At 62.5% G+C, this 22,471-nt stretch carries 18 protein-coding genes and 1 pseudogene; 9 read left to right on the top strand and 10 right to left on the bottom strand.

Translation table 11 applies throughout. The annotated features are described in order from the left end of the window. The first annotated feature begins 32 nt into the window (after positions 1-32). Positions 33-818, top strand: a complete 786-nt coding sequence (locus V1278_RS01735; RefSeq protein ID WP_334379499.1) for a hypothetical protein — start codon at positions 33-35, stop codon at positions 816-818. A 315-nt stretch (positions 819-1,133) separates the two neighbouring features. On the opposite strand, the gene V1278_RS01740 is transcribed toward V1278_RS01735, so the two are convergent. Together V1278_RS01740 and V1278_RS01745 are read right to left on the bottom strand one after the other, a co-directional pair. Beyond that, complete coding sequence (locus V1278_RS01740; protein WP_334379500.1) at positions 1,134-1,931, bottom strand: hypothetical protein; 798 nt, start codon at positions 1,929-1,931, stop codon at positions 1,134-1,136. A gap of 142 nt (positions 1,932-2,073) precedes the next feature. Then, positions 2,074-2,583 (bottom strand): OsmC family protein, encoded by a 510-nt coding sequence (locus V1278_RS01745; protein WP_334366038.1) that lies wholly within the window; start codon positions 2,581-2,583, stop codon positions 2,074-2,076. A 209-nt stretch (positions 2,584-2,792) separates the two neighbouring features. On the opposite strand from V1278_RS01745, the gene V1278_RS01750 reads away from it, so the two are divergent. Then, entirely contained in the window at positions 2,793-5,588 is a 2,796-nt protein-coding gene (locus V1278_RS01750; RefSeq protein ID WP_334379502.1) for a [protein-PII] uridylyltransferase, read from the top strand. Positions 5,589-5,865: 277 nt separating this feature from the next. Here V1278_RS01750 and V1278_RS01755 read toward each other — a convergent pair whose 3' ends face one another. Beyond that, complete coding sequence (locus tag V1278_RS01755; RefSeq protein WP_334379503.1) at positions 5,866-6,387, bottom strand: hypothetical protein; 522 nt, start codon at positions 6,385-6,387, stop codon at positions 5,866-5,868. Positions 6,388-6,491: 104 nt separating this feature from the next. Here V1278_RS01755 and V1278_RS01760 point away from each other — a divergent pair, with 104 nt between their 5' ends. The 3 genes from V1278_RS01760 (at position 6,492) to V1278_RS01770 (ending at position 9,465) form a co-directional block, all read left to right on the top strand. Beyond that, positions 6,492-8,315, top strand: a complete 1,824-nt coding sequence (locus V1278_RS01760; protein ID WP_334379504.1) for a PAS domain-containing sensor histidine kinase — start codon at positions 6,492-6,494, stop codon at positions 8,313-8,315. Further along, positions 8,312-8,983: a response regulator transcription factor gene (locus V1278_RS01765; protein ID WP_334366033.1), complete on the top strand. Its 672-nt coding sequence runs from the start codon at positions 8,312-8,314 to the stop codon at positions 8,981-8,983. The genes V1278_RS01760 and V1278_RS01765 overlap by 4 nt, the downstream gene beginning before the upstream one ends. Positions 8,984-9,078: 95 nt before the next feature. Next, positions 9,079-9,465: a response regulator transcription factor gene (locus V1278_RS01770; protein ID WP_334366032.1), complete on the top strand. Its 387-nt coding sequence runs from the start codon at positions 9,079-9,081 to the stop codon at positions 9,463-9,465. 833 nt (positions 9,466-10,298) lie between these two features. Here the strand turns inward: V1278_RS01770 and V1278_RS01775 are convergent. After that, positions 10,299-10,811, bottom strand: a pseudogene (locus tag V1278_RS01775) (methylated-DNA--[protein]-cysteine S-methyltransferase); the annotation flags it as partial. A gap of 275 nt (positions 10,812-11,086) precedes the next feature. Here V1278_RS01775 and V1278_RS01780 point away from each other — a divergent pair. Then, complete coding sequence (locus tag V1278_RS01780) at positions 11,087-12,310, top strand: ABC transporter substrate-binding protein (RefSeq protein ID WP_334366031.1); 1,224 nt, start codon at positions 11,087-11,089, stop codon at positions 12,308-12,310. Between the two features lie 34 nt (positions 12,311-12,344). On the opposite strand, the gene V1278_RS01785 is transcribed toward V1278_RS01780, so the two are convergent. Then, the gene (locus tag V1278_RS01785) at positions 12,345-12,488 is read right to left on the bottom strand and encodes a hypothetical protein (RefSeq protein WP_334379505.1); all 144 of its coding nucleotides are present in this window, start codon (positions 12,486-12,488) and stop codon (positions 12,345-12,347) included. A 107-nt stretch (positions 12,489-12,595) separates the two neighbouring features. On the opposite strand from V1278_RS01785, the gene V1278_RS01790 reads away from it, so the two are divergent. Further along, a complete protein-coding gene (locus V1278_RS01790) occupies positions 12,596-13,822 on the top strand; it encodes an ABC transporter substrate-binding protein (protein WP_334366030.1) in 1,227 nt (408 codons plus the stop codon). 84 nt (positions 13,823-13,906) lie between these two features. Here V1278_RS01790 and V1278_RS01795 read toward each other — a convergent pair whose 3' ends face one another. Next, positions 13,907-14,332 (bottom strand): DUF1330 domain-containing protein, encoded by a 426-nt coding sequence (locus V1278_RS01795; protein WP_334379506.1) that lies wholly within the window; start codon positions 14,330-14,332, stop codon positions 13,907-13,909. 145 nt (positions 14,333-14,477) lie between these two features. Here V1278_RS01795 and V1278_RS01800 point away from each other — a divergent pair, with 145 nt between their 5' ends. Continuing rightward, a complete protein-coding gene (locus tag V1278_RS01800; RefSeq protein WP_334379507.1) occupies positions 14,478-16,694 on the top strand; it encodes a transglycosylase domain-containing protein in 2,217 nt (738 codons plus the stop codon). Between the two features lie 152 nt (positions 16,695-16,846). Here the strand turns inward: V1278_RS01800 and V1278_RS01805 are convergent, their stop codons facing one another. The 4 genes from V1278_RS01805 to V1278_RS01820 all read right to left on the bottom strand — a co-directional run bounded on the left by V1278_RS01805 (position 16,847) and on the right by V1278_RS01820 (position 20,982). Beyond that, complete coding sequence (locus V1278_RS01805) at positions 16,847-17,668, bottom strand: M48 family metallopeptidase (RefSeq protein WP_334366027.1); 822 nt, start codon at positions 17,666-17,668, stop codon at positions 16,847-16,849. Positions 17,669-17,894: 226 nt separating this feature from the next. After that, positions 17,895-19,244, bottom strand: a complete 1,350-nt coding sequence (locus V1278_RS01810) for a polyhydroxyalkanoate depolymerase (RefSeq protein WP_334379508.1) — start codon at positions 19,242-19,244, stop codon at positions 17,895-17,897. 128 nt (positions 19,245-19,372) lie between these two features. Beyond that, entirely contained in the window at positions 19,373-20,191 is an 819-nt protein-coding gene (locus V1278_RS01815; RefSeq protein ID WP_334379509.1) for an ABC transporter permease, read from the bottom strand. Beyond that, on the bottom strand, positions 20,188-20,982 hold the full coding sequence (locus V1278_RS01820) for an ABC transporter ATP-binding protein (protein WP_334379511.1): 795 nt from the start codon (positions 20,980-20,982) through the stop codon (positions 20,188-20,190). The genes V1278_RS01815 and V1278_RS01820 overlap by 4 nt, the downstream gene beginning before the upstream one ends. A gap of 123 nt (positions 20,983-21,105) precedes the next feature. Between V1278_RS01820 and V1278_RS01825 the strand changes: the two genes are divergently transcribed. Then, positions 21,106-22,431 carry an ActS/PrrB/RegB family redox-sensitive histidine kinase gene (locus V1278_RS01825; RefSeq protein ID WP_334379512.1) on the top strand — a complete coding sequence of 442 codons (1,326 nt, stop codon included), beginning with the start codon at positions 21,106-21,108 and terminating at the stop codon, positions 22,429-22,431. Positions 22,432-22,471: the final 40 nt, after the last annotated feature.

The raw sequence follows: 22,471 nt of genomic DNA on the forward strand, positions 1-22,471 counted from the left end.
CCAACAACCGGAGAATGCTGCCAAGCTGCGGTATGTCATCGCCTGCCCGCCCCATCCTCTCGCCATCGCTTTCGGCCAAGCTTGCCGCTCTTGCCACGCGACCGCCGACCAATCGCGAATTGGACGACATCCTTACCGAACTCGCAGCGCTGCCGGCACATCTTGTCGTACGAGCCAGCCGGGAAATCGCGACCCACGCAGGTCTTGGCTGGTGGCAGCCGGATAAGCGGCCACGGCAAGTCATCCCAACTCACCGAGCAATCCTCTTTTTCCAACAGGTCAGAGACCGGTTTTGGCCGAAATCGTCTCTCCCGTTTCCATCTGACCGAGAATTGCTGGCCGCAAATGCGGATCTTGCGTGGTTATTCCTGTTCCACCCAAGTGGTTACCTCAGGGAGGCGGCGCTCAACCACATAACCACACCACCGACCTCGCCATTCTTCCTTGCGGCTTTGGCGTGGCGACTGAACGACTGGGCTGAACCAGTTCGTCAGGCCGCGAAGCGGTGCGTCAAGCGTATCGCGCTTGATCTCGCAGCAGCCGTTGCGGCGGATGCGGCCGTATACCTGCTCGAGCGGCGCTTTGTCTGGGGCCGGTGGCGTGATGAGGCAAATATCCTCGATCTGGTGCTTACGCGCGATGACGTCCTTGCCGCCTTGGCGACACGCCTGCAGAAGCAGTCAACCGGTCCTCTCGCAGCCTGTCTTCGCCATGCCTTGCGATATCCCGGCATGGATCAGCACCTCCCCGCGGCTGGCAAAGGCGGCCGCGCAACCATCCGTCAGAGCGACCGCCTACCGCTGTCTAATTTCCGGTAAGGCTATCTGGCCCGTCGGCTTCGAATGGACCTGGGTCGACAAGGTATACGGCTTGCGACGACGTACGCCGGTGTTGCGCACGCGGACCATTCAGAGAGATCGTCCTCCTGCCGACTTCGTCGAAACAGGCATCCGTGACAAATCACCCTTCGTGAGGAAGGTCGCCGCAGACGCGATGATCGCTGTGCGATCAGAGATACCTGACGAGGGACCGCTCATTGCCCATCTGGTGACAGATCGGAGTTCGCTGGTGCGATCGAGAGCAGACTTCCTGTTGAGACATCCGAGGACATCGAACTCCCAGGCGGAGCACAGTTAAGTTCGCAATGCCTTCCTCCGCCCCAGCCACCACAAACTGAGATTCCACCCCACGCATGTCGCCAGCGCGAGACTCAGCCCAACCGCCGAATCGAACCGCAGTGCCGCGACATGCAGCACCGCAATCGCAATCCCGAGCCCGATCAAGCCCCAGGCGCTGTTGGCGAGTACCGCCGCGGTCGGCGGGCCGCCGATGCGCGGATGCAGGATCAGCATCATCGAGGTGAACACGATCGGGAATAGCGCGATCATGCCGCTGATCTTGGGACCGACCCAGCTAGATGTCGTGACCACCGTCGCCACCAAGGTTGCGACCAGCGAGGCGCGCAGCGGAATGTCGTACCAGCGCCGCCGGATCGGCGGCATTTTGGCGTGGCGGTAGCGGGCAAGCAGCGGGACGCAGATGGCAAACGCAATGGCGTTCACGATCAGACCGCCGGCGAGCGACCATTGCACCGAGCGGATGATCGCGGCGAACGCGAGCCATACGGCGACCGCCGCAAGGCAACTGAGCAGCGCGCCGTGGCGTTGCACCAGCACGACGTAGGTCAGCCCGAGGAAGATCGTCGCGGCATTGATCGGCAGGCTCGCCAGCGCGCCCTCGGCGATGAAGGCCGCGTCATGATCGAGCGCGAGGAATACGTAGGACGGCCCCGCCGAGATCGGCAGCGTCGCGATCAGCGCGCCGATGACGGGGCCCGAGCGTTCGGTGACGATGGAAGCCGTCACCACGAATGCCGCGGTGATCGCCATGCGCAGGCCGAGCGTCAGGAGGAAGGCGAGTTCGGGGGACATTTACCTGTCGTCCCTGCGAACGCAGGGACCCATACGCCGCGGCGTTTCGATTATGGGCGGTGCGGCTCTTCTACTTCCTCACCAATGGACTTCGGTGGTTATGGGTCCCTGCGTTCGCAGGGACGACGTCGAGCAATGTGCCTCACACCCGCTTCATCGACACCGAGACTTTCGGGCCGTTCTTGATGGTCTGGTAGACCACGCAATAGCGCTCCGTCAGCTTGAGCAGCAGATCGAGCTTGTCCTGCGGTGCGTCGGTTGCGACCTCGAAGCGCAGGCGGATCTCCTCGAAGCCGACCGGGGCCTCCTTGTCGACGCCGAGCGTGCCGCGGAAATCCAGGTCGCCTTCGGCGATGACGTTGCCGGTCTTCAGGGGAATATCGGTGGCGGTGGCAACCGACTTCAGCGTCACGCCGGCACAAGCGACCAGGGCTTCGAGCAGCATGTCGCCGGAGCAGAGTTCCAGGCCGGAGCCGCCGGTGGCGGGGTGCAGCCCCGCAACTGCCAGCGCGCGGCCGGTCTCGACCTTGCAGGCGATGCCTTCTTGGTCGATCGAGCCTTTGGCTTTGAGGGTAATGACCGCGGCCGAGGGATCGGACTTGTAGCGTTCCTTGATCGGGGCCTGCATCGCTCGGAGTTCGGCGGCGTCCATTTTCTACTCCCGGATTTTTTTGTGCATCGGATATACTGGGCTATCGACGCGCTGTCATCACACACCCTCGTGGCTGCCCGCATGCTCCATCGGAAATCCCCACTTTTCCAACGGGTTATGGCTGGCATTCGCCGAGGCGGCGGCATAGCTTTGCGTTGACCGTACAATCGCCCGTGACAGCCCCTGCGCCGTCCGATATCGGGGAGATCATGGACAGCATCGTGACAGAGGACCGCGCCGGTGCGGATGACCGTTTCGATACCGCGCGGATCACCGCAGCGGTCGATGCGCTGGCCGAAAAACATGCCGGCCGCGAGGACGTGTTCCGCTCGGCGCTGGCGCAATTGCTCAAGGCCGAGATGATCGCGGCGCGCGCCACCGCGCAGGCCGTGCTCTTGAAGGATCGCCATGGCCGCCGCTGCGCGGAGCGGCTCTGCTTCATGCAGGACGAAATCATCCGCATTCTCTATGCGGCCGCGACGCGGCATCTCTATCGCTCGCACGTGCCATCCGGCGCGGAGCGCATGGCTGTCGTCGCCACCGGCGGCTACGGCCGCGGCCTGATGGCGCCGGAATCCGACATCGATCTGTTGTTCATCCTGCCCTACAAGCAGACCGCCTGGGGCGAGCAGGTCGCCGAAGCCATTCTCTATTGCCTGTGGGACATGGGATTGAAGGTCGGCCACGCCACGCGCTCGGTCGATGAGTGTATCCGCCAGGCGCGCGGCGACATGACGATCCGCACCGCGATCCTGGAGACGCGGTTCTTGACCGGCGACCGGCCGCTCTATGACGAACTCGTCGCCCGGTTCGACAAGGACGTCGTGCAGGGCACGGCTGCCGAATTCGTCACCGCCAAACTCGCCGAGCGCGAGGAGCGGCACCGCCGCGCCGGGCAATCGCGCTATCTGGTCGAGCCCAACGTCAAGGACGGCAAGGGCGGCTTGCGCGACCTGCACACGCTGTTCTGGATCGCCAAATACGTCTACCGCGTGCGCGAGACCGGGGAGTTGGTCGAGCGCGGCGTGTTCGACGCGCAGGAATACCGCACCTTCCGCCGCTGCGCCGATTTCCTGTGGTCGGTGCGCTGCAATTTGCATTTCGTCTCGGGGCGCGCCGAGGAGCGGCTGTCGTTCGACATGCAGCGCGAGATCGCAGTCCGCCTCGGCTACACTTCGCACCCCGGCATGCAGGATGTCGAACGCTTCATGAAGCACTACTTCCTGGTGGCGAAGGACGTCGGCGACCTCACGGCGATCCTGTGCGCCAAGCTGGAAGAGGAGCAGGCCAAGCCCGCGCCGGTCCTGAGCCGAATGGTGGCGCGGCTGCGGCCGGCCCCCAAGCGCCGGCGGGTGCCCGACAGCGACGACTTCATCATCGACAACAACCGCATCAACCTCGCCGCGCCCGACGTCTTCAAGCACGACCCGGTCAACCTGATCCGGATCTTCCATCTGGCGCAGAAGAACAACCTCGCTTTCCACCCCGACGCAATGCGGACGGTGACGCGCTCGCTGAAACTGGTGAACAGCCAGCTCCGCGAAAATCCGGAAGCCAACCGGCTGTTCATGGAGATCCTGACGTCGAACGACGCCGAGACCGTGCTGCGGCGGATGAACGAGACCGGCGTGCTCGGTCACTTCATCCGCGCCTTCGGCAAGATCGTGTCGATGATGCAGTTCAACATGTACCACCATTATACGGTGGACGAGCATCTGATCCGCTGCACCGGCTTCCTGCAGGAGATCGAACGCGGCGGCAATGACGAGTTCACGGTCGCCAGCGACCTGTTCCGCAAGATTCAGCCCGAACATCGCGCGGTGATCTATGTCGCGACCCTGCTGCACGACGTCGCCAAGGGCCGCCCGGAGGATCATTCGATCGCGGGCGCCAGGGTGGCGCGGCGACTGTGCCCGCGGCTCGGCTTCAACACCGCCGACACCGAGCTGGTGGCCTGGCTGATCGAAGAGCATCTGACGATGTCGACGGTGGCGCAGTCGCGCGACCTCTCCGACCGCAAGACGATCGAGAATTTTGCCGCCGTCGTGCAATCCGTCGAACAGATGAAGCTGCTGACCATCCTGACCACCGCAGATATCCGGGGCGTCGGCCCCGGCGTGTGGAACGGCTGGAAGGCGCAATTGCTGCGCACGCTTTATTACGAAACCGAGCCGGTCCTGACCGGCGGCTTCTCGGAAGTGAACCGCGCCCAGCGCATCGCGGTGGCGCAGGCCGAATTCCGCGCCGCCTTCACCGAATGGCCGGAGGAGGAGCTCAATGCCTACATTGCGCGGCATTATCCCGCCTACTGGCTCAAGGTCGATCTGCAGCGAAAAATCCGCCAGGCGCGCTTTATCCGCGCCAGCGAACAGGCCGGACATCAGCTCGCGATCAATGTCGGCTTCGATGAGGCGCGCGGCGTCACCGAATTGACGATACTGGCCACCGACCATCCTTGGCTGCTGTCGATCATCGCCGGCGCCTGTGCGTCCGCCGGCGCCAACATCGTCGACGCGCAAATCTACACCACCACCGACGGCCGCGCGCTCGACACCATCGCGATATCAAGGGAATACGACCGAGACGAGGACGAGGGACGGCGCGCGACCCGCATCGGTGAGATGATCGAGCACGTGCTCGAAGGCAAATTGCGGCTGCCCGAAGTGGTGGCGCGCAAGGCCGCCAACCGCGGCAAGGTGCGTGCATTCGCGGTCGAGCCCGAGGTCATCATCAACAACCAGTGGTCGGATCGCTACACCGTGATCGAGGTCTCCGGCCTCGATCGCCCGGGCCTGCTGTATCAGCTCACCACCGCAATCTCGAAGCTCAACCTCAACATCGCCTCCGCCCATGTCGCGACCTTCGGCGAACGCGCCCGCGACGTGTTCTACGTCACTGATTTGCTCGGCGCCCAGATCAACGCGCCGACCCGGCAGGCCGCGATCAAGAGCGCGCTGCTTCATCTGCTCTCTGCCGAAGACAACGTGGCCAAGCCGGCGGCGTGATATGTCGTTGCTCTCGCGGCGGTCCAGCCGTCATTGCGAGCCAACGGGTCGCAATGACGCGGAACTAGCAACGCAATACTCGACTGTCGTCCCTGCGAACGTAGGGACCCATACGCCGCGGCCCGCGGAAATGGCACACGGCGAGACGGCTTTGCTTCAACAACGAAGTACGGTGGTTATGGGTCCCTGCGTTCGCAGGGACGACGCGCATCAGAGAAGTGCGATCGTCGAGAGATGGTGGGCACGGCGCATGCGCGCCTTTGCCCACCCTGCGCTGCTAAGTAGTCCGTTCTGCCGCAGCCCGAGCGTGAGACTCGAGTGCGGCCAAGCTCGCCGCGACGAAGGTAAGATAGCCTGCCTGCGCAATCAGGATGCCCAGATCGAACAGGTCAAATAGGCGTTCCCACGGGTTCTCTACCGGGACGACGTTTGCTCGCCGGCCTCCATCGATAACGATAGGCTGAAACCTACGGTCGCGGCGATTTGTTGCGGGTTCGATGTCGTCAGAGCAACGGATCAAATGCAAATGTGCTTTCGGCATATCAATCCCCTGAGTTCGGTCGGTGATCCCCAACGAAGCGGGTTTGACCACGGCGACAGGCCGGCAAGGGGTCAGGTCGTTGGGCCTTTCCGTAACACTCTTCCCGCATGGCAAAACCTGCGCTCTGCCGCCATCCGGATAGCCAATCAGCGTAATCGTCGAGGGGGAGCGGACCATTGAACGGAGGTTGATCCAAACATTCCATTCGGTTGGGCGGATCATACCGAGGTTTAGGATCGCAATCTGGCCCTCGCCCACGAAAGATCGCGCGCCCGAACGTTAAAGAGCCGCGGATAATCAGCCGATTTTACCCGCCGGAAATCCGAAAAGCTGCTAGTATCCAGCCCGTTAGGAGGGCGACGTTGTCGCCGCTGATGGTCGCGAACACCTGGCGACGCAGCGCCGCTCGCGATGGCCGAGTGTCGGTGCTGATGATGCGTAAGCCGACGACAAAGTCCCGGAGCTCGGCCGAGCAATGGCTGCTCGGCAGCATGGCGCTGGCGTTGGGAGCGGTGGCCGGAATCTGGCTGCTGCTCGGCCCAGTACCGATGGCCGCGCCTCATTTCATTGCGTTCGTGCTGCTGATTGCTTCGCTTGCCGCCTCATTGGTCATGATGGGCCTGGTGGGGCGTAATCGACGGCAGATGGAAGCCGTGCTTGAGGGCCGACTGAGCGCCGAAACGCGCGCGATCGAGGCGCTGCGCCACAGCGAGGCGCAATGGAAGGAGGTGTTCGAGCATAACCCGGTGATGTACTTCATGGTCGATGCGACCGGAACCGTGCTGTCCGTCAACACATTCGGCGCCGCACAACTTGGCTACTCCGTCAGCGAGTTGCTCGGGAAATCCGTGCTGAAAGTCTTTCCGGCCGAAGAGCAACCTGCCGCCCAGAGCAACGTCGCCATATGCCTGGAGAATATCGGCCAGACCCACAATTGGGAGATATGCAAGGTTCGCAAGGACGGCTCAACCCTCTGGGTTCGCGAGAACGCCAAGGCCGTGCGGCGGCTGGACGGCCGTTTGATCGTCCTGATCGCGTGCGAGGACATCACGGAGCGCAAGCAGGCTGAAAATGCGCTGCGGCAGAGCGAAATGTATTTGGCCGAAGCCCAGCGATTGAGCCACACCGGCAGCTTCGGCTTGCGCGTCGCCAGCGGCGAAATCATCTGGTCGGAAGAGACGTTCAGAATATTTGGATTCAGAAAGGCCCCCTCCGTCAAGCTCGCCACCGTCATTCAACGCATTCATCCGGACGATCGCGGACGCGTGCAACGGACCATCGACCGCGCGTCCAGCGAGGGCAAGGGCTTCGCGCATAGCTATAGATTGCTGATGCCCGATGGCTCGATCAAGCATGTCCACGCCACCGCGCATGTGGTGAAGGATGCATCTGGCAGCATCGAATTCGTTGGGGCGGTAACCGATATCACGGCGCGCAAGCGAGCCGAGATCGAATTGCATGAAGCGCAGGCGACGCTTGCGCATGTCACGCGGGTGACTGCGCTTGGCGAACTTGCCGCCTCGATCGCGCACGAGGTGAACCAGCCGCTCGCTGCCGTGGTCACCAATGCCGCCGCATGCCGGCGTTGGCTCGACCGCGAGCCTCCCGATCTGAAGGAAGCGCGCGGGACCGTGGAGGCGATCATCAAGGACGGCAATCGTGCCGGCGAAGTGATCCAGCGGGTCCGCGCGCTCGTGAGCAAGGCGACCGATCAGAAGACAGCGCTTCACATTAACGATGTCATCAACGAGGTCATCAGCCTGGTGCAGCATGAGCTACTCAGCCACCAGGTATCGTTGCGGCTGGAGCTCTCGCCCGACCTGCCGCTGGTCATCGCCGATCGGGTCCAGTTGCAGCAGGTCATTCTCAACCTGGTCATCAACGGCATCGAGGCGATGCAGCCGGTCACGGACCGGCCGCGGGAACTGGTGATCCGGACAGGCCAGGACGAAGACGGGCAGATCGTGGTGACGGTGAAGGATTGCGGCGTTGGCCTCGCAGCCGAGAACGCTGGCCGGCTGTTCGACGCCTTCTTCACCACCAAATCCAGCGGCATGGGAATGGGCCTGTCGATCTGCCGCTCCATCATCGGCGCTCATGGTGGGCGGCTGTCCGCGTCCGGAAATGCCGGCCCTGGCGCGACATTCCAGTTCACCTTGCCGTTAACTCAGGAGGATGCAGCGTGAACGCGCGGCCGGCATCGCCTTCCAGCCTCGCAAGCGTCGAGGAACCGGTCGTGTTCGTCATCGACGACGACGCATCGGTACGTGAGTCACTGAGCAATCTCTTTCGCTCCGTGGGATTGCGCGTCGAGGTGTTCGGTTCGGCTCACGAGTTTCTGCAGTACAAGCTTCCGAATGCCCCCAGTTGCCTGATTCTTGACATCAGGCTGCCCCGGCTGAGCGGCCTCGACTTTCAGGCCGAACTGGCCAAGGCCGACATTCACATCCCGATCATCTTCATGACCGGTCATGGCGATATTCCGATGACGGTTCGCGCAATGAAGGCCGGCGCCGTCGATTTTCTGACCAAGCCATTCCGCGATCAGGACATGCTGGATGCCGTAACCGCGGCAATCGAGCGCGACCGCAACAGCCGCGGCGAAGCGATGGTTCTCTCGGAGCTGCAAGCGCTTTTCGCGACACTAACTCCCCGCGAGCGGCAGGTGATGGCGCTGGTGACGTCGGGGCTCATGAACAAGCAGATCGCAGCCGAAATCGGCCTGGCGGAGATCACCGTGAAGATACATCGCGGGCATATCATGCGGAAAATGGGAGCGAAGTCGCTGCCCGATCTGGTACGGATGGCCGAGCTACTCGGGACCGGGCCTGCATCCGGCCGGTCGCAAACCTAAGTATGATTTTCCCTCGCTGATTTGCAGCGCACTCTCCCAAGACGCGGCGGCACAGCAAAAGACATCCTCTGGTCGTCTCCAGATAAAGGATCGCCTTGTCCAATCGGGCCATATCAATCATCGACGACGACGGGTCGGTTCGCGCCGCGACCCATAATCTCGTCAGGTCGCTTGGTTACGTCGTCCATTCATTTGCATCGGCCGAGGAGTTCCTGCAATCGCCGCATCTGAATGACACTTCGTGCGTGATAACGGATGTCAGAATGCCCGCCATGAGCGGGCTGGAGCTGCAAGCTCATCTACTCGCCACCGGCCATCGCTTTCCCTTCATATTCGTCACGGCCTTTTCGGTCGAAAGCGACCGCGCCCGGGCCATGAAGGCGGGAGCGACCTGCTTCTTGAGCAAGCCGTGCGATGGGGAAGCGCTGATCAAGTGCCTCGAAGCCGCGCTGGCGCCAAATGGCGCGGCGGCAACCAAATGAACCGATCCGGCCCTAGAGCCTCTCGGTTCTGATTGAATCAGAACCGGGCTCTAGATTCTTGTCTTGACGCGTTTTCTTGACGCGAACCGGTGTCCACTTCGCTGGAAAACGCTCCAGGGCGAGCCAGCATACGTAAGGATGATCTCGCCAAACATCTGGACGAATTGCAGACAAGCCCCGACCACGCCAGACTTCGCATCACCCTTCGAGAAACGAAGGGCGCAAAGCATCACACATTTTGATCGGAAAATGGCAATTCCCCGGAAGGAGGTCGCCATGCGTACAGAACCGCGTTGCTCCGAGTGTGACAGCGAAGGCCCCAAAATCATCTCTCTGCGAAATCCAGCGCGCGAGCGCTACTGCGGGCGCTTCTGTCTCGACAAGGGCCACGAGAGTTTCATTCGCTGGTTACGGCGTGCCGATGCGGAGATTGCGTCATGAAAAATTGTTGCGGAAATCCGGAATGCAAGCGACCCTTCGGGCTGGTCCGGCGTAGCTGGTACTTCCAGCAGTTTTGTTCGTCGAAGTGCCGAGAGATCTACAAGCGTCAACTGGAGCGCAACCGGACCTATTGGAAGTGGCTCTACCAGGTGCCGGAATCTGCGGCGCACAGAGACCATCTATCGTGCCGGTGATCGCGGAGGAGCCAGCATGGCAACAGTAAATGCGATGCTGGTGGGCGCGTTACTGGCGTGGGGGCCTCTGCTGATTGTATTCATCTATATCCTTCGCGACATGCGAAACGCGCCCCGTGACCCCGATTGACTTGAAACGGGTGACGACGCCGAGCGCAACGCGCCCAGCCGATCCGCCTTTCCTGTTCCCGAGCACGCAATCTCCACGCCCTCGTGCTTGAGCAGCCAGCGCTTGCGCTCCAGCCCGCCGCCGTACTTCACCAGCGAACCATTGGCGCCGATCAGGCGGTGGCAGGGCAGGACCACGCTGATCGGATTCGAACCGTTGGCATGGCCGACGGCGCGGACGGCGCGCGACATCCGAAGTTTTGCGGCGAGCGCGCCATAGCTCATCGTCGTCCCTGCCGCGATCTTCGGCAGCGCGTTCCAGACCTTCTGCTGGAACGGCGTGCCGGCGACGCGCCATTCGATTGCCGCGAGGCGGTCGAGGTCGCCCTTGAAATAGCCGGTCAAGGCGGCGCGCAAACCACGCGGCGCCCGCCCGTTGTTCAAATTCACCTCGCCATAATGCAGACGCAGCAACTGCTTCATGCGCGGCTCATAGTCTTCCCAGTCCAGCGCGCGGAGCAGGCCGTCCGCATCGGTGACCAATAGCGCCGTGCCGATCGGCGTTGGCAGGCGGTCGAGGTTGAAATTCTCTGGCATCGTCATCCCTACAAAGATATCGGCAAGCGATCCGCACTTTTCCCCTGCGGCGTATTAGTGTCCACCCGAATTCCGCTGCCGGTTGGCCGGATCCTCAGCGTGCAGGCGGCGCCCGTGGCGCTCGCCTTGGTGCTGCTCTGGCCGGCGTAACGGCCTCTCCCGTACTGCCTTGCATTGACAAAACCGTTCCGCCACACTCGCTCCCAACGATGACGTCCGGCCTTCCGAACGGATGACCGGAACAGGATCATCGGTCGAGATCAAGGGAAGGGAGCAACTATATGAGAAGTGGCGTTCTTCATCTGATCGCAGGCACGGCGGTCGCGATCGCACTGGCGTCACCCGCCAACGCGCAGAAGAAATACGATACCGGCGCGAGCGATACCGAGATCAAGATCGGCCAGACCGTTCCGTTCTCGGGCCCGGCCTCGGCCTATGCCGGCATCGGCAAGACGCAGGCCGCCTATTTCAGGATGATCAACGAAAAAGGCGGCATCAACGGCCGCAAGATCAACCTGATCCAGTATGACGACGCCTACTCGCCGCCGAAAGCCGTCGAGCAGGTGCGCAAGCTGGTCGAGAGCGACGAGGTGCTGTTCACCTTCCAGATCATCGGCACGCCCTCGAACGCCGCCGTGCAGAAATATCTCAACGCCAAAAAAGTGCCGCAGCTCCTCGCCGCGACCGGCGCCTCGAAATTCACCGACCCCAAGAACTTTCCCTGGACGATGGGATACAATCCCAATTACCAGTCGGAAGGGCGCATCTACGCCAAATACATTCTACAAAATCATCCCAACGCCAAGATCGGCATTCTGTATCAGAACGACGATCTCGGCCGCGACTACGTCACGGGCCTGAAAGAAGGGCTCGGCTCCAAGGCCGCGTCAATGATCGTCGCCGAAGTCTCCTACGAGCTGACCGATCCGACCATCGACTCGCAGATCGTCAAGCTGAAGGCCGCCGGCGCCGACCTGCTCTACGACGCCTCGACTCCGAAATTTGCGGCGCAAGCGATCAAGAAGGTCGCCGACCTCGGCTGGAAGCCGGTCCATATCCTCGACATCAATGCGAGCCCGGTTTCGGCGACGCTGAAGCCGGCGGGTCTCGACATCTCCAAGGACATCATCTCGACCAACTACGGCAAGGATCCGGGCGATCCGCAGTGGAAAGACGATCCCGGCATCCAGGCCTATTTCGCCTTCATGGACAAATATTACCCGGAGGGCGACAAGCTCAATACCGTCAACGTCTACGGTTATGGAACCGCGGAATTGCTGGTGAAGATCCTGCAGCAATGCGGCGACAACCTCACGCGCGAAAACATCATGAAGCAGGCCGCCAATCTGAAGAACGTCACCGGCAGCCTGTCGCTACCTGGCATGGTCACCAACACCTCGCCGACCGACTACCGCATCAACAAGCAGATGCAGATGATGAAGTTCAACGGCGAGCGCTGGGAACTGTTCGGCCCGATCATCGAGGATACCGGACCCAGCGGTTAGCGCCTGCCCCGATTCAAGACAGCAGCCGTCGGCATCACACGATGCCGGCGGCCTTTGCTTGTTTGGGCCACGCAACGGCCGCGCGGCCGTGCATCATTTTGCGGCTGACACAAGCAATGGATTCTTTTTGAGCAGACGGAACCTGACGCCCGAAACCCGGCTTTTGGATGCCTTGCATTGCAACATGGCTTCCGCCACTATTGTGGCAGCGACGACATCCGTGCGGCCGGACCGGCCGGCGGACAGATCAGCGCCAATCATAAAACACACGAGGAATGCAGCATTATGAGGAAGGGTATTTTCCATCTGGCCACCGGCACGGCGCTCGCACTTGCGCTGTCGGTCTCGACGGCGTCGGCGCAGAAAAAATACGACACCGGCGCAAGCGACACCGAGATCAAGATCGGCCAGACCAATCCATTCAGCGGACCGGCCTCCTCCTATGCCACGATCGGCAAGACCCAGGCGGCCTACATCAAGATGATCAACGATCAGGGCGGCGTGAACGGCCGCAAGATCAATCTGATTCAGTATGACGACGCCTATTCGCCGCCGAAAGCGGTCGAGCAGGTACGCAAGCTGGTCGAGAGCGACGAGGTGCTGCTCACCTTCCAGGTTCTCGGTACGCCCTCGAACGCAGCGGTTCAAAAGTATCTGAACGCGAAGAAGGTGCCGCAGCTATTCGCGGCCACCGGCGCGTCGAAGTTCACCGATCCGAAGAATTTTCCGTGGACGATGGGCTTCAACCCCAACTACTTCGTCGAGGGGCGCATCTATGGCCAGTACATCCTGAAAGAACATCCGAACGCCAAGATCGGCGTGCTCTACCAGAACGACGACCTTGGCAAGGACTATCTGAACGGCATCAAGGCCGGCCTCGGCGACAAGGCGGCGAAGATGATCGTGGCGGAAGCTTCCTACGAAGTCTCCGATCCGACCATCGATTCGCAGATCCTCAAGATCAAGGACGCCGGCGCGGACTTGTTCTTCTCGGCGTCGACACCGAAGCAGGCGGCGCAGGCGATCAAGAAGATCGCCGAGCTCAACTGGAAGCCGGTGCACATCCTCGACATCAACGCCACCTCGGTCGGCGCGGTGATGAAGCCGGCAGGCCTCGAGGCTTCCAAGGGCGTGATCAGTGTCAACTACGGTAAGGATCCGCTCGATCCGACCTGGAAGGACGACGCCGGCATGAAGAAGTATTTCGAGTTCATGGCGAAGTACTATCCTGAAGGCGACAAGGATTCGAGCTTCAACTCCTATGGCTACATGACCACGCAATTGCTGATCCATGTGCTCAAGGCATGCGGCGACAATCTGACCCGCGAGAACGTGTTGAAACAGGCCACCAACCTGAAGAACGTTCAGCTCGACCTGCTGCTGCCAGGCATCTCGGTCAGCACCACGCCGACCGACTACCGCGTCAACAAGCAGTTGCAGATGATGAAGTTCAACGGCGAGCGTTGGGAAATGTTCGGCCCGATCCTCGAGGACAAGGGCGCGGCGGGTTAGGCGGCCCGTTGAGCGAAGAGAACGATCGGCGGAAGAGCGATCGGCGGTCCTTCGGGGACCGCCGATTTTTTGTAGGGTGGGCACTCACTTCGGAATCTCCCCGAACGTCTTGCCGGCCGGCAGCACAGCGTGGCGGATCAGGCGGGAATCCTCGACTGCGGCCTGGCGGTGCTTCACCGCCTCGCGGTAGACGGGATCGCGGATCATTTCCGCGAACGCTGCGACATCAGGGTATTCGGCGATGAAGCAATGGTCCCAGCGCTCGTCTTGCGGCCCGATCAGCATCAGTTCGAACCTGCCCTGCCATACGATCCGTCCGCCGACCCGTTCGAACACCGGGCCGCTTTCGCGCCCATAGGCAGCATAGGCTTCCGCGCCGGTCGCCTTGCGGCCGTCGGGATAGGCCGCCTCGACGCGCAGCCGGACGAGGTTGAGCATGTGGATCGGACCCGGCCGGTCATTGGCTTTGAATTGCGCGAACACTTCCTTGGTGGGATCGATGTGGCCCATGCCGCTTTCTCCTTAGAACGCTGCCGTTTGCGTCAATCCTAATACGGCCCCGCCGCACCTCCTAATCCCGCATTAACCTTTCCGTAACCGACCCTTAAACAGCGACCGCTAGCGTGCGGCGAGACGGGTGTGAACGGCGTTTGGCATGGCGTGGGGACGGAAAAGGAGCGGCGGACGCAAGGAGCCGCTGTTCGGGCTTCCGGCAGCGCTCGCGGAGCTGCGTCTCTCGCCCGAGGATCGCATTCCGGCTGCCACCGACGACGACGAACCGAAAAAGCCAGTGCCGAAGCGCAAGCACGAAGACGACGAGGACGAGCCGCCGCGCGAGCGCAAGCCGCGTGGCGCCAAAAGCGGCGCGAAGCGGCGCTCGAAACGCCGCTTCAGGTTCGGCCGTCTCGTTTATTGGGGCGCGGTGCTCGGCCTGTGGGCGGCGATCGCGATCATCGGCGTCGTGGTCTGGGTCGGCGCGCATCTGCCGGCAATCCAGTCGCTGGAAATTCCAAAGCGCCCGCCGACCATCCAGATTGTCGGCATCGACGGCAGCGTGCTGGCCTCGCGCGGCGAAGCGCCGGGCGCCAATGTCGCGCTGAAGGATCTGCCGCCCTATCTGCCGAAGGCGTTCATCGCCATCGAGGACCGCCGCTTCTATTCGCATTACGGCATCGATCCCGTGGGTATTGCACGCGCGGCGGTCGCCAACATCCTGCATCGCGGCGTTTCGCAGGGCGGCTCGACGCTGACGCAGCAGCTCGCGAAAAACCTGTTCCTGACCCAGGAACGGACGATTGCGCGCAAGCTGCAGGAAGTGGAGCTCGCGCTATGGCTGGAGCGCAAGCATTCCAAGAACCAAATTCTCGAGCTTTACCTGAACCGCGTCTATTTCGGCTCCGGCGCCTATGGCGTCGAGGCCGCGGCGCAGCGCTATTTCGGCAAGTCGGCGAAGAACGTCACCGTCGCGGAAGCCGCGATGCTGGCCGGCCTCGTCAAGTCGCCGTCGCGGCTGGCGCCGAACCGCAACCCCGAAGGCGCGGAAGCGCGCGCCGGAATCGTGCTCGCGGCGATGGCGGAAGCCAAGTTCATCAGCGACGCCCAGGCCAAGGCCTCGATCGGACATCCCTCCTACAACGTGAAGCCGGCCGGCGCCGGCACCATCAACTACGTCGCCGACTGGATCGGCGAAGTGCTCGACGATCTCGTCGGCCAGATCGACCAGAGCATCGTGGTCGAGACCACGATCGATCCGAAGCTGCAGAGCGTGGCGGAAGCCGCGATCATCGACGAGCTGGCGGCCAAGAGCGTGAAGTTCCATGTCACGCAAGGCGCGCTGGTGGCGATGACGCCCGACGGCGCGGTGCGCGCCATGGTGGGGGGGCGGAACTACGCCGAGAGCCAGTATAACCGCGCAGTCACCGCCAAACGCCAGCCCGGCTCGGCGTTCAAGCCGTTCATCTACCTGACCGCGATCGAGGGCGGGCTTTCGCCGGAAACGATCCGACAGGACGCGCCGCTCGACCTGAAAGGTTGGCGGCCGGAGAACTATACGCATGAATATTTCGGCTCGGTGACGCTGACGCAGGCGCTGGCAATGTCGCTCAACACGGTCGCGGTGCGGCTCGGCCTGGAAGTGGGGCCGAAGAACGTGGTGCGGACCGCACACCGGCTCGGGATTTCATCAAAACTCGAGGCCAATCCCTCGATTGCGCTCGGCACCTCTGAAGTCTCGGTCGTTGAGCTGGTCGGCGCCTACGCGCCGTTTGCCAATGGCGGGCTCGGCGTGTCCCCGTATGTGGTGACGAAGATTCGCACCAACGAGGGCAAAGTGCTGTACAGGCGCACGGCCGACCCGCTCGGGCAGGTGATCGAGCCGCGCCATGTCGCGATGATGAACGCGATGATGCAGGAGACGTTGCTCTCGGGCACCGCGCGGAAAGCGGAGATTCCGGGCTGGATGGCCGCCGGCAAAACCGGCACCAGCCAGGATTTCCGCGACGCCTGGTTCATCGGCTACACGGCCAATCTCGTCACCGGCGTCTGGCTCGGCAATGACGACAACTCGCCGACCAAGAAGGCGACCGGCGGCGGCCTGCCGGTGGAAGTGTGGACCCGCTTCATGCGCTCCGCGCATCAGGGCGTGCCGGTGGCAGGCCTGCCGAACGCGCAGCGGGGCGGATTTTTGTCGAACATGTTCCAGACCGCGTCGCAGGTCAGTGCACAGCCGCCGCAGTCCGCGCCGGTCCCATCAGGCGGCGGATATCGGCCTGCGCCGGCACGAACCTCCGCGCCGCCCCCCAATCCAAATGCGCGCCCCGAGGCGGCTGCAGGACTCGATGGCTGGCTGGTGGACCGGCTGTTTGGAAGGTAGCGAGCCGCAAACCAATCCGTCGTCCCTGCGAACGCAGGGATCCAGCAGGGATCCATACGCCGCGGCCTGTCGGGTAGGCGATGGGGTAGACGCCTTTACGCGCAACGAACTGCTGTGGTTATGGGCCCCTGCGTTCGCAGGGGCGACGGGACCTAATCCTCTACCCCATAGCGATGCAAATCGTTGCCGTGGGTGTCGAGCCAGCGCTTGGCGCGTTCGACATGAATGCAGATGCGGTCGACGACCCTCCAGAACCTGGCTGAATGGTTCATCTCGACGAGATGCGCGACCTCATGGGCGGCGAGATAGTCCAGCACATAGGGCGGCGCGAGGATCAATCGCCAGGAATACGACAACGACCCGGCCGAGGTGCACGAACCCCAGCGGCTCGACTGGTCGCGGATCGACACGCGCCTGACCCTCACGCCAAGTTCCGCGGCATAGGCGAGCGATGCCTTGTGCAGATCCTTGCGCGCTTCGCGCTTGAGGAAGTCGTGGACGCGCCGGTCCATGTGATCGTAGCCGCCGGCCACGCACAGAATCCTCTCGCCGCTGTCGCGGGTTTCAGTCCACACCGTGCCGCGTTCGCCGGCGCGATGCACCAGGCGATGCGGCACGCCGCGCAACGGTACGATCGTGCCGGGTTGAAAGGGCGCAGCCTTCGGCAAACGGCCGAGACGGGCGGCGATCCAGCCGCCGTGAAGCTGCGCAAAGTCCTTGGCTTCCGCGAGCGTGCCGCGCGGCGGCATCGTCAGGATGGCTTCGCGATCGGTTGGGTGAATGCGTAAGGTGTAACGCCGCGCCCGCCGATGTCGGCGCAGCCTGATCGCAAAGACTTGCGAGCAGTGTTTGACCAAAAGAGTCGCGGGTTCGGCGGGCCGCCGATAAAGGAGGGCGCGAGTAGCCATTTCTTGGAGTCCGGGGAGCAGGAGTTCGCCCGGATTCTGCCATATCCGCCGCCAGGGAAATCGCATCTAAATTGCTCGGCACAAAAAACAAATCATTTGCCCAATATACAGGGGCTTGGCGACGAATCGCCCCTAGGGGATGGGCCTGGAACTCAAAATTTCGGTTGGAACCGGACGTCAAAAGCGGTCTCAAGGAGTGAGTCTGAACTCACCCCTTGATTCGACCGAAATCCGGATTGTTTGAATCTTCCCAGCAACTTATGGGCGACACGGAATCGGTGCCGCCGGCGCACTATTCGGCCGCACGGACCAATGTTGGCTTGATCTTAGCCGCTGACTCATTGGTATTCGTCGCCGACATCATGAAATCGGAGATGCGCGGCACGATTTCGGAACGGAATCGCGATCCGTTGAACACGCCGTAATGTCCGACGCCCTTTTGCACGTAATGGACGCGGCGATGATCGGGAATATGGGGGCATAAAGCGTGCGTCGCTTCGGTCTGGCCGAGCCCGGAGATGTCGTCGTTTTCGCCTTCCACCGTCATCAGCGCCACGCGCCGGATCTTTGATGGATCGACCGGCGTGCCACGATGAGTCATCTCGCCCTTGGGCAGCGCGTGCTTGACGAACACGAGATCGACGGTCTGCAGGTAATACTCCGCCGTCAGATCCATGACCGCGAGGTACTCGTCATAGAACTCGCGGTGCTTGTCGACCATGTCGCCGTCGCCCTTCACCAGATTGTTGAACAGCGCCTTGTGCGCGTCGGTGTGGCGGTCGAGGTTCATACTGATGAAGCCCGAGAGCTGCAAAAAGCCCGGATAGACGTCGCGCATCACGCCGGGATGCGGGAACGGCACTTTGGTGATGACATGGTTGCGGAACCAGTCGATGCCGCGTTCGGCCGCAAGGTTGTTCACCGAGGTCGGGTTGCGGCGGGTATCGATTGGGCCGCCCATCAAGGTCATCGACAGCGGCACGAAGGGATCGCGCACGGCTTCCATCACGGAGACCGCCGCCACCACGGGCACCGAAGGCTGACACACCGCGATCACATGCATGTTGCCACCGAGCACATGCAGCATCTCGATGACGTAATCGACGTAGTCATCGAGATCGAAGCGGCCCTCGGTGAGGGGAACCATGCGCGCGTCGGACCAGTCGGTGATGTAGACTTCATGCGTCGGCAGGAACGCCTCGACCGTGCCGCGCAGCAGCGTCGCGTAATGGCCGGACATCGGCGCCACGATCAAAACGCGCGGATGGGGCGCGCGCAGCGGCCGGGTCAGCTTGCGATCGAAGTGCAGCAAACGGCAGAACGGCTTTTCCCAGATCGTGCGGACCTCGACGGGCGTATGGATGCCGTTAACCTCGGTGAAGTCGAGCCCCCATTCGGGCTTGCCGTAGCGGCGCGTGGTGCGCTCGAACAATTCGCAGGCCGCCGCGATCGATTTGCCGAATTGCGTGTGCGACCACGGATTGAGCGGGTTTTGAAACAGGATCTTGGTGGCGTCGGTCACGGCCCGTGCCGGATTGAGCGACGCGTGGCCCATTTCGTACATCCAGTACATCGGCGTCGTGAGCGCCGGACTGCCTTCGGCCACCAGCGGCGGTGCGCCGCCAAACTCACCAATCGGCATTTTATTTCTGACCTTCTGTTTGCGCCGCAGCATAGTGCAGAATGCAAAATAATGCGTCAATGCGCCGAAGGGGCCTGTCCACGCGCCAAAAGGCGTAGAAACCCCGGAAAACCACGGGAAACTGTGACTTATTCGCCACCCCCGAGCAAAGATCCGTGATGTTTGGCACTGCGCAAAAGAGCGAGGAAGATCGCAAAGGAAGCGGTAAACAGCACCGCGTTGATGGCCAGTGACCAGACCATCAGGTCGATCCTGAGCACGTGATCGATCAGAAGCGTACGCATGCCTTCGAACACATAGGTCGGCGGCAGCATCCACGCGATCCATTGCAGCCAGGCCGGCAGCACCGCGACCGGATAGTAGACGCAGGCGAGCGGCATCAGGCCGAACATCACCGTCCAGACGATGCTCTCGGCGCCCAGCCCGTTGCGCAGCACGAGGCCGGAAACAAAGATCCCGATCGACCAGCTGGTGAAGATCAGGTTGCAGAAGAACGCGATCAGCGGCAGGCCGATCGCGAAGAAATTAAAATCGAAGAAGAACAGCGCCAGCAGCGTCATCGGAATCACGCCGATCGCGAGCCGGATCAGGCTCATGATCATCAGCGAGATCAGGAATTCGATCGGCTTCAGCGGGCTCATCATGAGGTTGCCGAGGTTGCGCGCCCACATCTCCTCGAGAAATGAGATCGAAAAGCCAAGCTGGCCGCGGAACAGGATGTCCCACAGGATCACGGCGCCGATCAGCGTGCCGCCGGCGCGCGCGAAGAAATTGTCGTTCTGCGCGATGTAGTTCTGCAGAAAGCCCCAGGTGATGATCTGCAGCGCCGGCCAGTAGATCAGCTCCAACAGCCGCGGCCACGACGACATCAGGAGATACCAGTAGCGCAGCACCATCGCCTGGATGCGGTGCGCGGAAATCCCGTGATGGGTGGCGGTAGCGCTCATGGCGCGGTCTCCGCCACCCGGCCGCGCGCGACGTCGAGGAACACGTCTTCCAGCGTGGTGCGGTTGTAGCGCGCCATGATCTGGTCGGGACTGTCGTCATCTTCGATGCGGCCGCGCTTCATGATGATGACGCGGTCGCACAGCCGCTCCACTTCCAGCATGTTGTGCGAGGCCAGCAGGATGGTCGCGTCATGGGTCCTGCGATAGTTCTGCAAATGCTGCCGCACCCAGTCGGCGGTATCCGGATCGAGCGAGGCCGTCGGCTCGTCGAGCAACAGCAGCTCCGGCTGGTTGATCAGCGCCTTTGCCAGCGCGACGCGGGTCTTCTGCCCGGCCGAGAGCTTGCCATTGGCGCGATCGAGAAAATCTTTCAGGTCAAGGTCCGAGGCGAGCTGCTCGATGCGCTCGGCGAGATTCTCCACGGCATAGAGCCGGCCGAAAATGGTGAGATTCTGCCGCACCGTGAGCCGCATCGGCATGTCGACATACGGGCTCTCGAAATTCATCCGCCCGAGCACCTCGGCGCTCTGCTCCGGCATCGCGTGTCCCAGCACCTGGACGCGGCCCGAGGTCGGCAGCACCAGCCCCATGATCATGGCAATGGTCGTGGTCTTGCCGGCGCCATTGCCGCCGAGCAGCCCGGTGACGCTGCCACGCGCGATCCGGAACGAGATATCGTCGACCGCTCGGGTGGTCCTGTAGAGCTTTATCAGATGCGCAACCTCGATCGCGGCGGGACCTTGCGGCCCGGCCGCGGGCGATTGCGCTGGCGTGGCGTCACCTGTCGTCATGCAATCCGTTCATTGGGCCATCGCGGGGATGAGCGCAAGGCTTTGAACTTTGTGGCCATGAGGCCCTCCCCCACGCGATCCAACGAATTTGTGATCGCGCGCCGCGACAGCTAAACTCCAGCAATGTCCGACGTCGCAGCCTCCGATTTCCGCCATCCGCACCGCTATGTCCGTCTCGATACGATCCTCCGGCTGCGCTGGCTGGCGGCGCTCGGCCAGCTCACCGCGATCTTCATCGTGGCGCATGGACTGGAGTTCGACTTTCCAGTTGTTGCCTGCGTGGCCGTCGTCGGGATCTCGGCGCTGCTCAATCTTGCGCTGCAGGTTGCCTTCAACCCGATGCAACGGCTGGAACCGGTCTATGCGGCGACGCTGCTCGCGCTCAACATCGTCGAATTGGCCGCGCTGTTGTTCCTGACCGGCGGCTTGCAGAACCCGTTTTCATTTCTGTTCCTCGGCCCCGTCCTGATCTCGGCGACGGTGCTGCCGATCCGGATGACGGCTGGCCTCGGGCTGTTGGCGGTCGCCTGCGCCTCGGCGCTGGTGTTCTTCCATCTGCCGCTCCCTTGGGACAGCGAAGACCCGCTGGTGCTGCCGCCGATCTATCTGTTCGGCGTCTGGCTCTCGATCGTGCTCGCGATCGGCGTCACCAGTCTCTATGCATTCCAGGCGACCGAGGAGGCGCGCAAACTTTCCGACGCGCTGGCCGCAACCGAGCTGGTGCTGACGCGCGAGCAGCATCTGACCCAGCTCGACGGGCTGGCCGCGGCTGCCGCGCATGAACTCGGCACGCCGCTGTCGACGATCTTCCTGATTTCGCGGGAGCTGGAAAAGACTGTCGAGAGCAATGACCAGTTGGCCTCCGATCTGAAGACCCTGCGCGAGCAGGCGCAGCGCTGCCGCGACATCCTCGCCAAGATCACCCAGCTATCCTCGTCCGGGGCGCCGTTCGACCTCATGCCGCTGTCTACGCTGATCGAGGAAGTGGTGGCGCCACACCGCGATTTTGGCGTCACGATCAGGGTGCGGCTTGCTGTCGCAGCCACCCGGGAACCTGTCGGTGCCCGGAACCCGGCGATTCTGTATGGCGTCGGCAACATCCTGGAGAACGCCGTCGATTTCGCGCGGACGACGGTAGAGGTTAACGCCTGGTGGAACGCGGATACGGTCGAAATCGTCATCTCCGATGACGGCCCCGGCATCGCCCCCGACATGCTGAAACGGATCGGCGAGCCCTATTTATCAAGGCGCCGCAGCGCCGATGAACCCCACCGCGAACGCGCCGGCCTCGGCCTTGGCGTGTTCATCGCCCGGACGCTCCTGGAACGCACCGGCGCGAAAGTTTCGTTCTCCAACCGGACCTTTCCCGATCACGGCGCCGTGGTGCGGATCGCGTGGCCGCGCGTCAGCTTCGAGGCCGAGGAAAGTGCTGCCGGGCCAGTAGATTAAAAGGCGTTAAGATTCAGGAAACCGGGGCTGCTCGACGCTG

Origin of the sequence: Bradyrhizobium sp. AZCC 1577 (genome assembly GCF_036924575.1) — a bacterium.
GTDB lineage: Bacteria > Pseudomonadota > Alphaproteobacteria > Rhizobiales > Xanthobacteraceae > Bradyrhizobium.

What these genes read in the sequence shown, in the direction of transcription:
- V1278_RS01735 (WP_334379499.1), top strand. Translation starts at nt 33, where the DNA reads ATGTCATCGCCTGCCCGCCCCATCCTCTCGCCATCGCTTTCGGCCAAG.
- V1278_RS01740 (WP_334379500.1), bottom strand. Translation starts at nt 1,931, where the DNA reads ATGTCCCCCGAACTCGCCTTCCTCCTGACGCTCGGCCTGCGCATGGCG.
- V1278_RS01745 (WP_334366038.1), bottom strand. Translation starts at nt 2,583, where the DNA reads ATGGACGCCGCCGAACTCCGAGCGATGCAGGCCCCGATCAAGGAACGC.
- V1278_RS01750 (WP_334379502.1), top strand. Translation starts at nt 2,793, where the DNA reads ATGGACAGCATCGTGACAGAGGACCGCGCCGGTGCGGATGACCGTTTC.
- V1278_RS01780 (WP_334366031.1), top strand. Translation starts at nt 11,087, where the DNA reads ATGAGAAGTGGCGTTCTTCATCTGATCGCAGGCACGGCGGTCGCGATC.
- V1278_RS01785 (WP_334379505.1), bottom strand. Translation starts at nt 12,488, where the DNA reads ATGCAAGGCATCCAAAAGCCGGGTTTCGGGCGTCAGGTTCCGTCTGCT.
- V1278_RS01790 (WP_334366030.1), top strand. Translation starts at nt 12,596, where the DNA reads ATGAGGAAGGGTATTTTCCATCTGGCCACCGGCACGGCGCTCGCACTT.
- V1278_RS01795 (WP_334379506.1), bottom strand. Translation starts at nt 14,332, where the DNA reads ATGGGCCACATCGATCCCACCAAGGAAGTGTTCGCGCAATTCAAAGCC.
- V1278_RS01800 (WP_334379507.1), top strand. Translation starts at nt 14,478, where the DNA reads ATGGCGTGGGGACGGAAAAGGAGCGGCGGACGCAAGGAGCCGCTGTTC.
- V1278_RS01805 (WP_334366027.1), bottom strand. Translation starts at nt 17,668, where the DNA reads ATGCGATTTCCCTGGCGGCGGATATGGCAGAATCCGGGCGAACTCCTG.
- V1278_RS01810 (WP_334379508.1), bottom strand. Translation starts at nt 19,244, where the DNA reads ATGCCGATTGGTGAGTTTGGCGGCGCACCGCCGCTGGTGGCCGAAGGC.
- V1278_RS01815 (WP_334379509.1), bottom strand. Translation starts at nt 20,191, where the DNA reads ATGAGCGCTACCGCCACCCATCACGGGATTTCCGCGCACCGCATCCAG.
- V1278_RS01820 (WP_334379511.1), bottom strand. Translation starts at nt 20,982, where the DNA reads ATGACGACAGGTGACGCCACGCCAGCGCAATCGCCCGCGGCCGGGCCG.
- V1278_RS01825 (WP_334379512.1), top strand. Translation starts at nt 21,106, where the DNA reads ATGTCCGACGTCGCAGCCTCCGATTTCCGCCATCCGCACCGCTATGTC.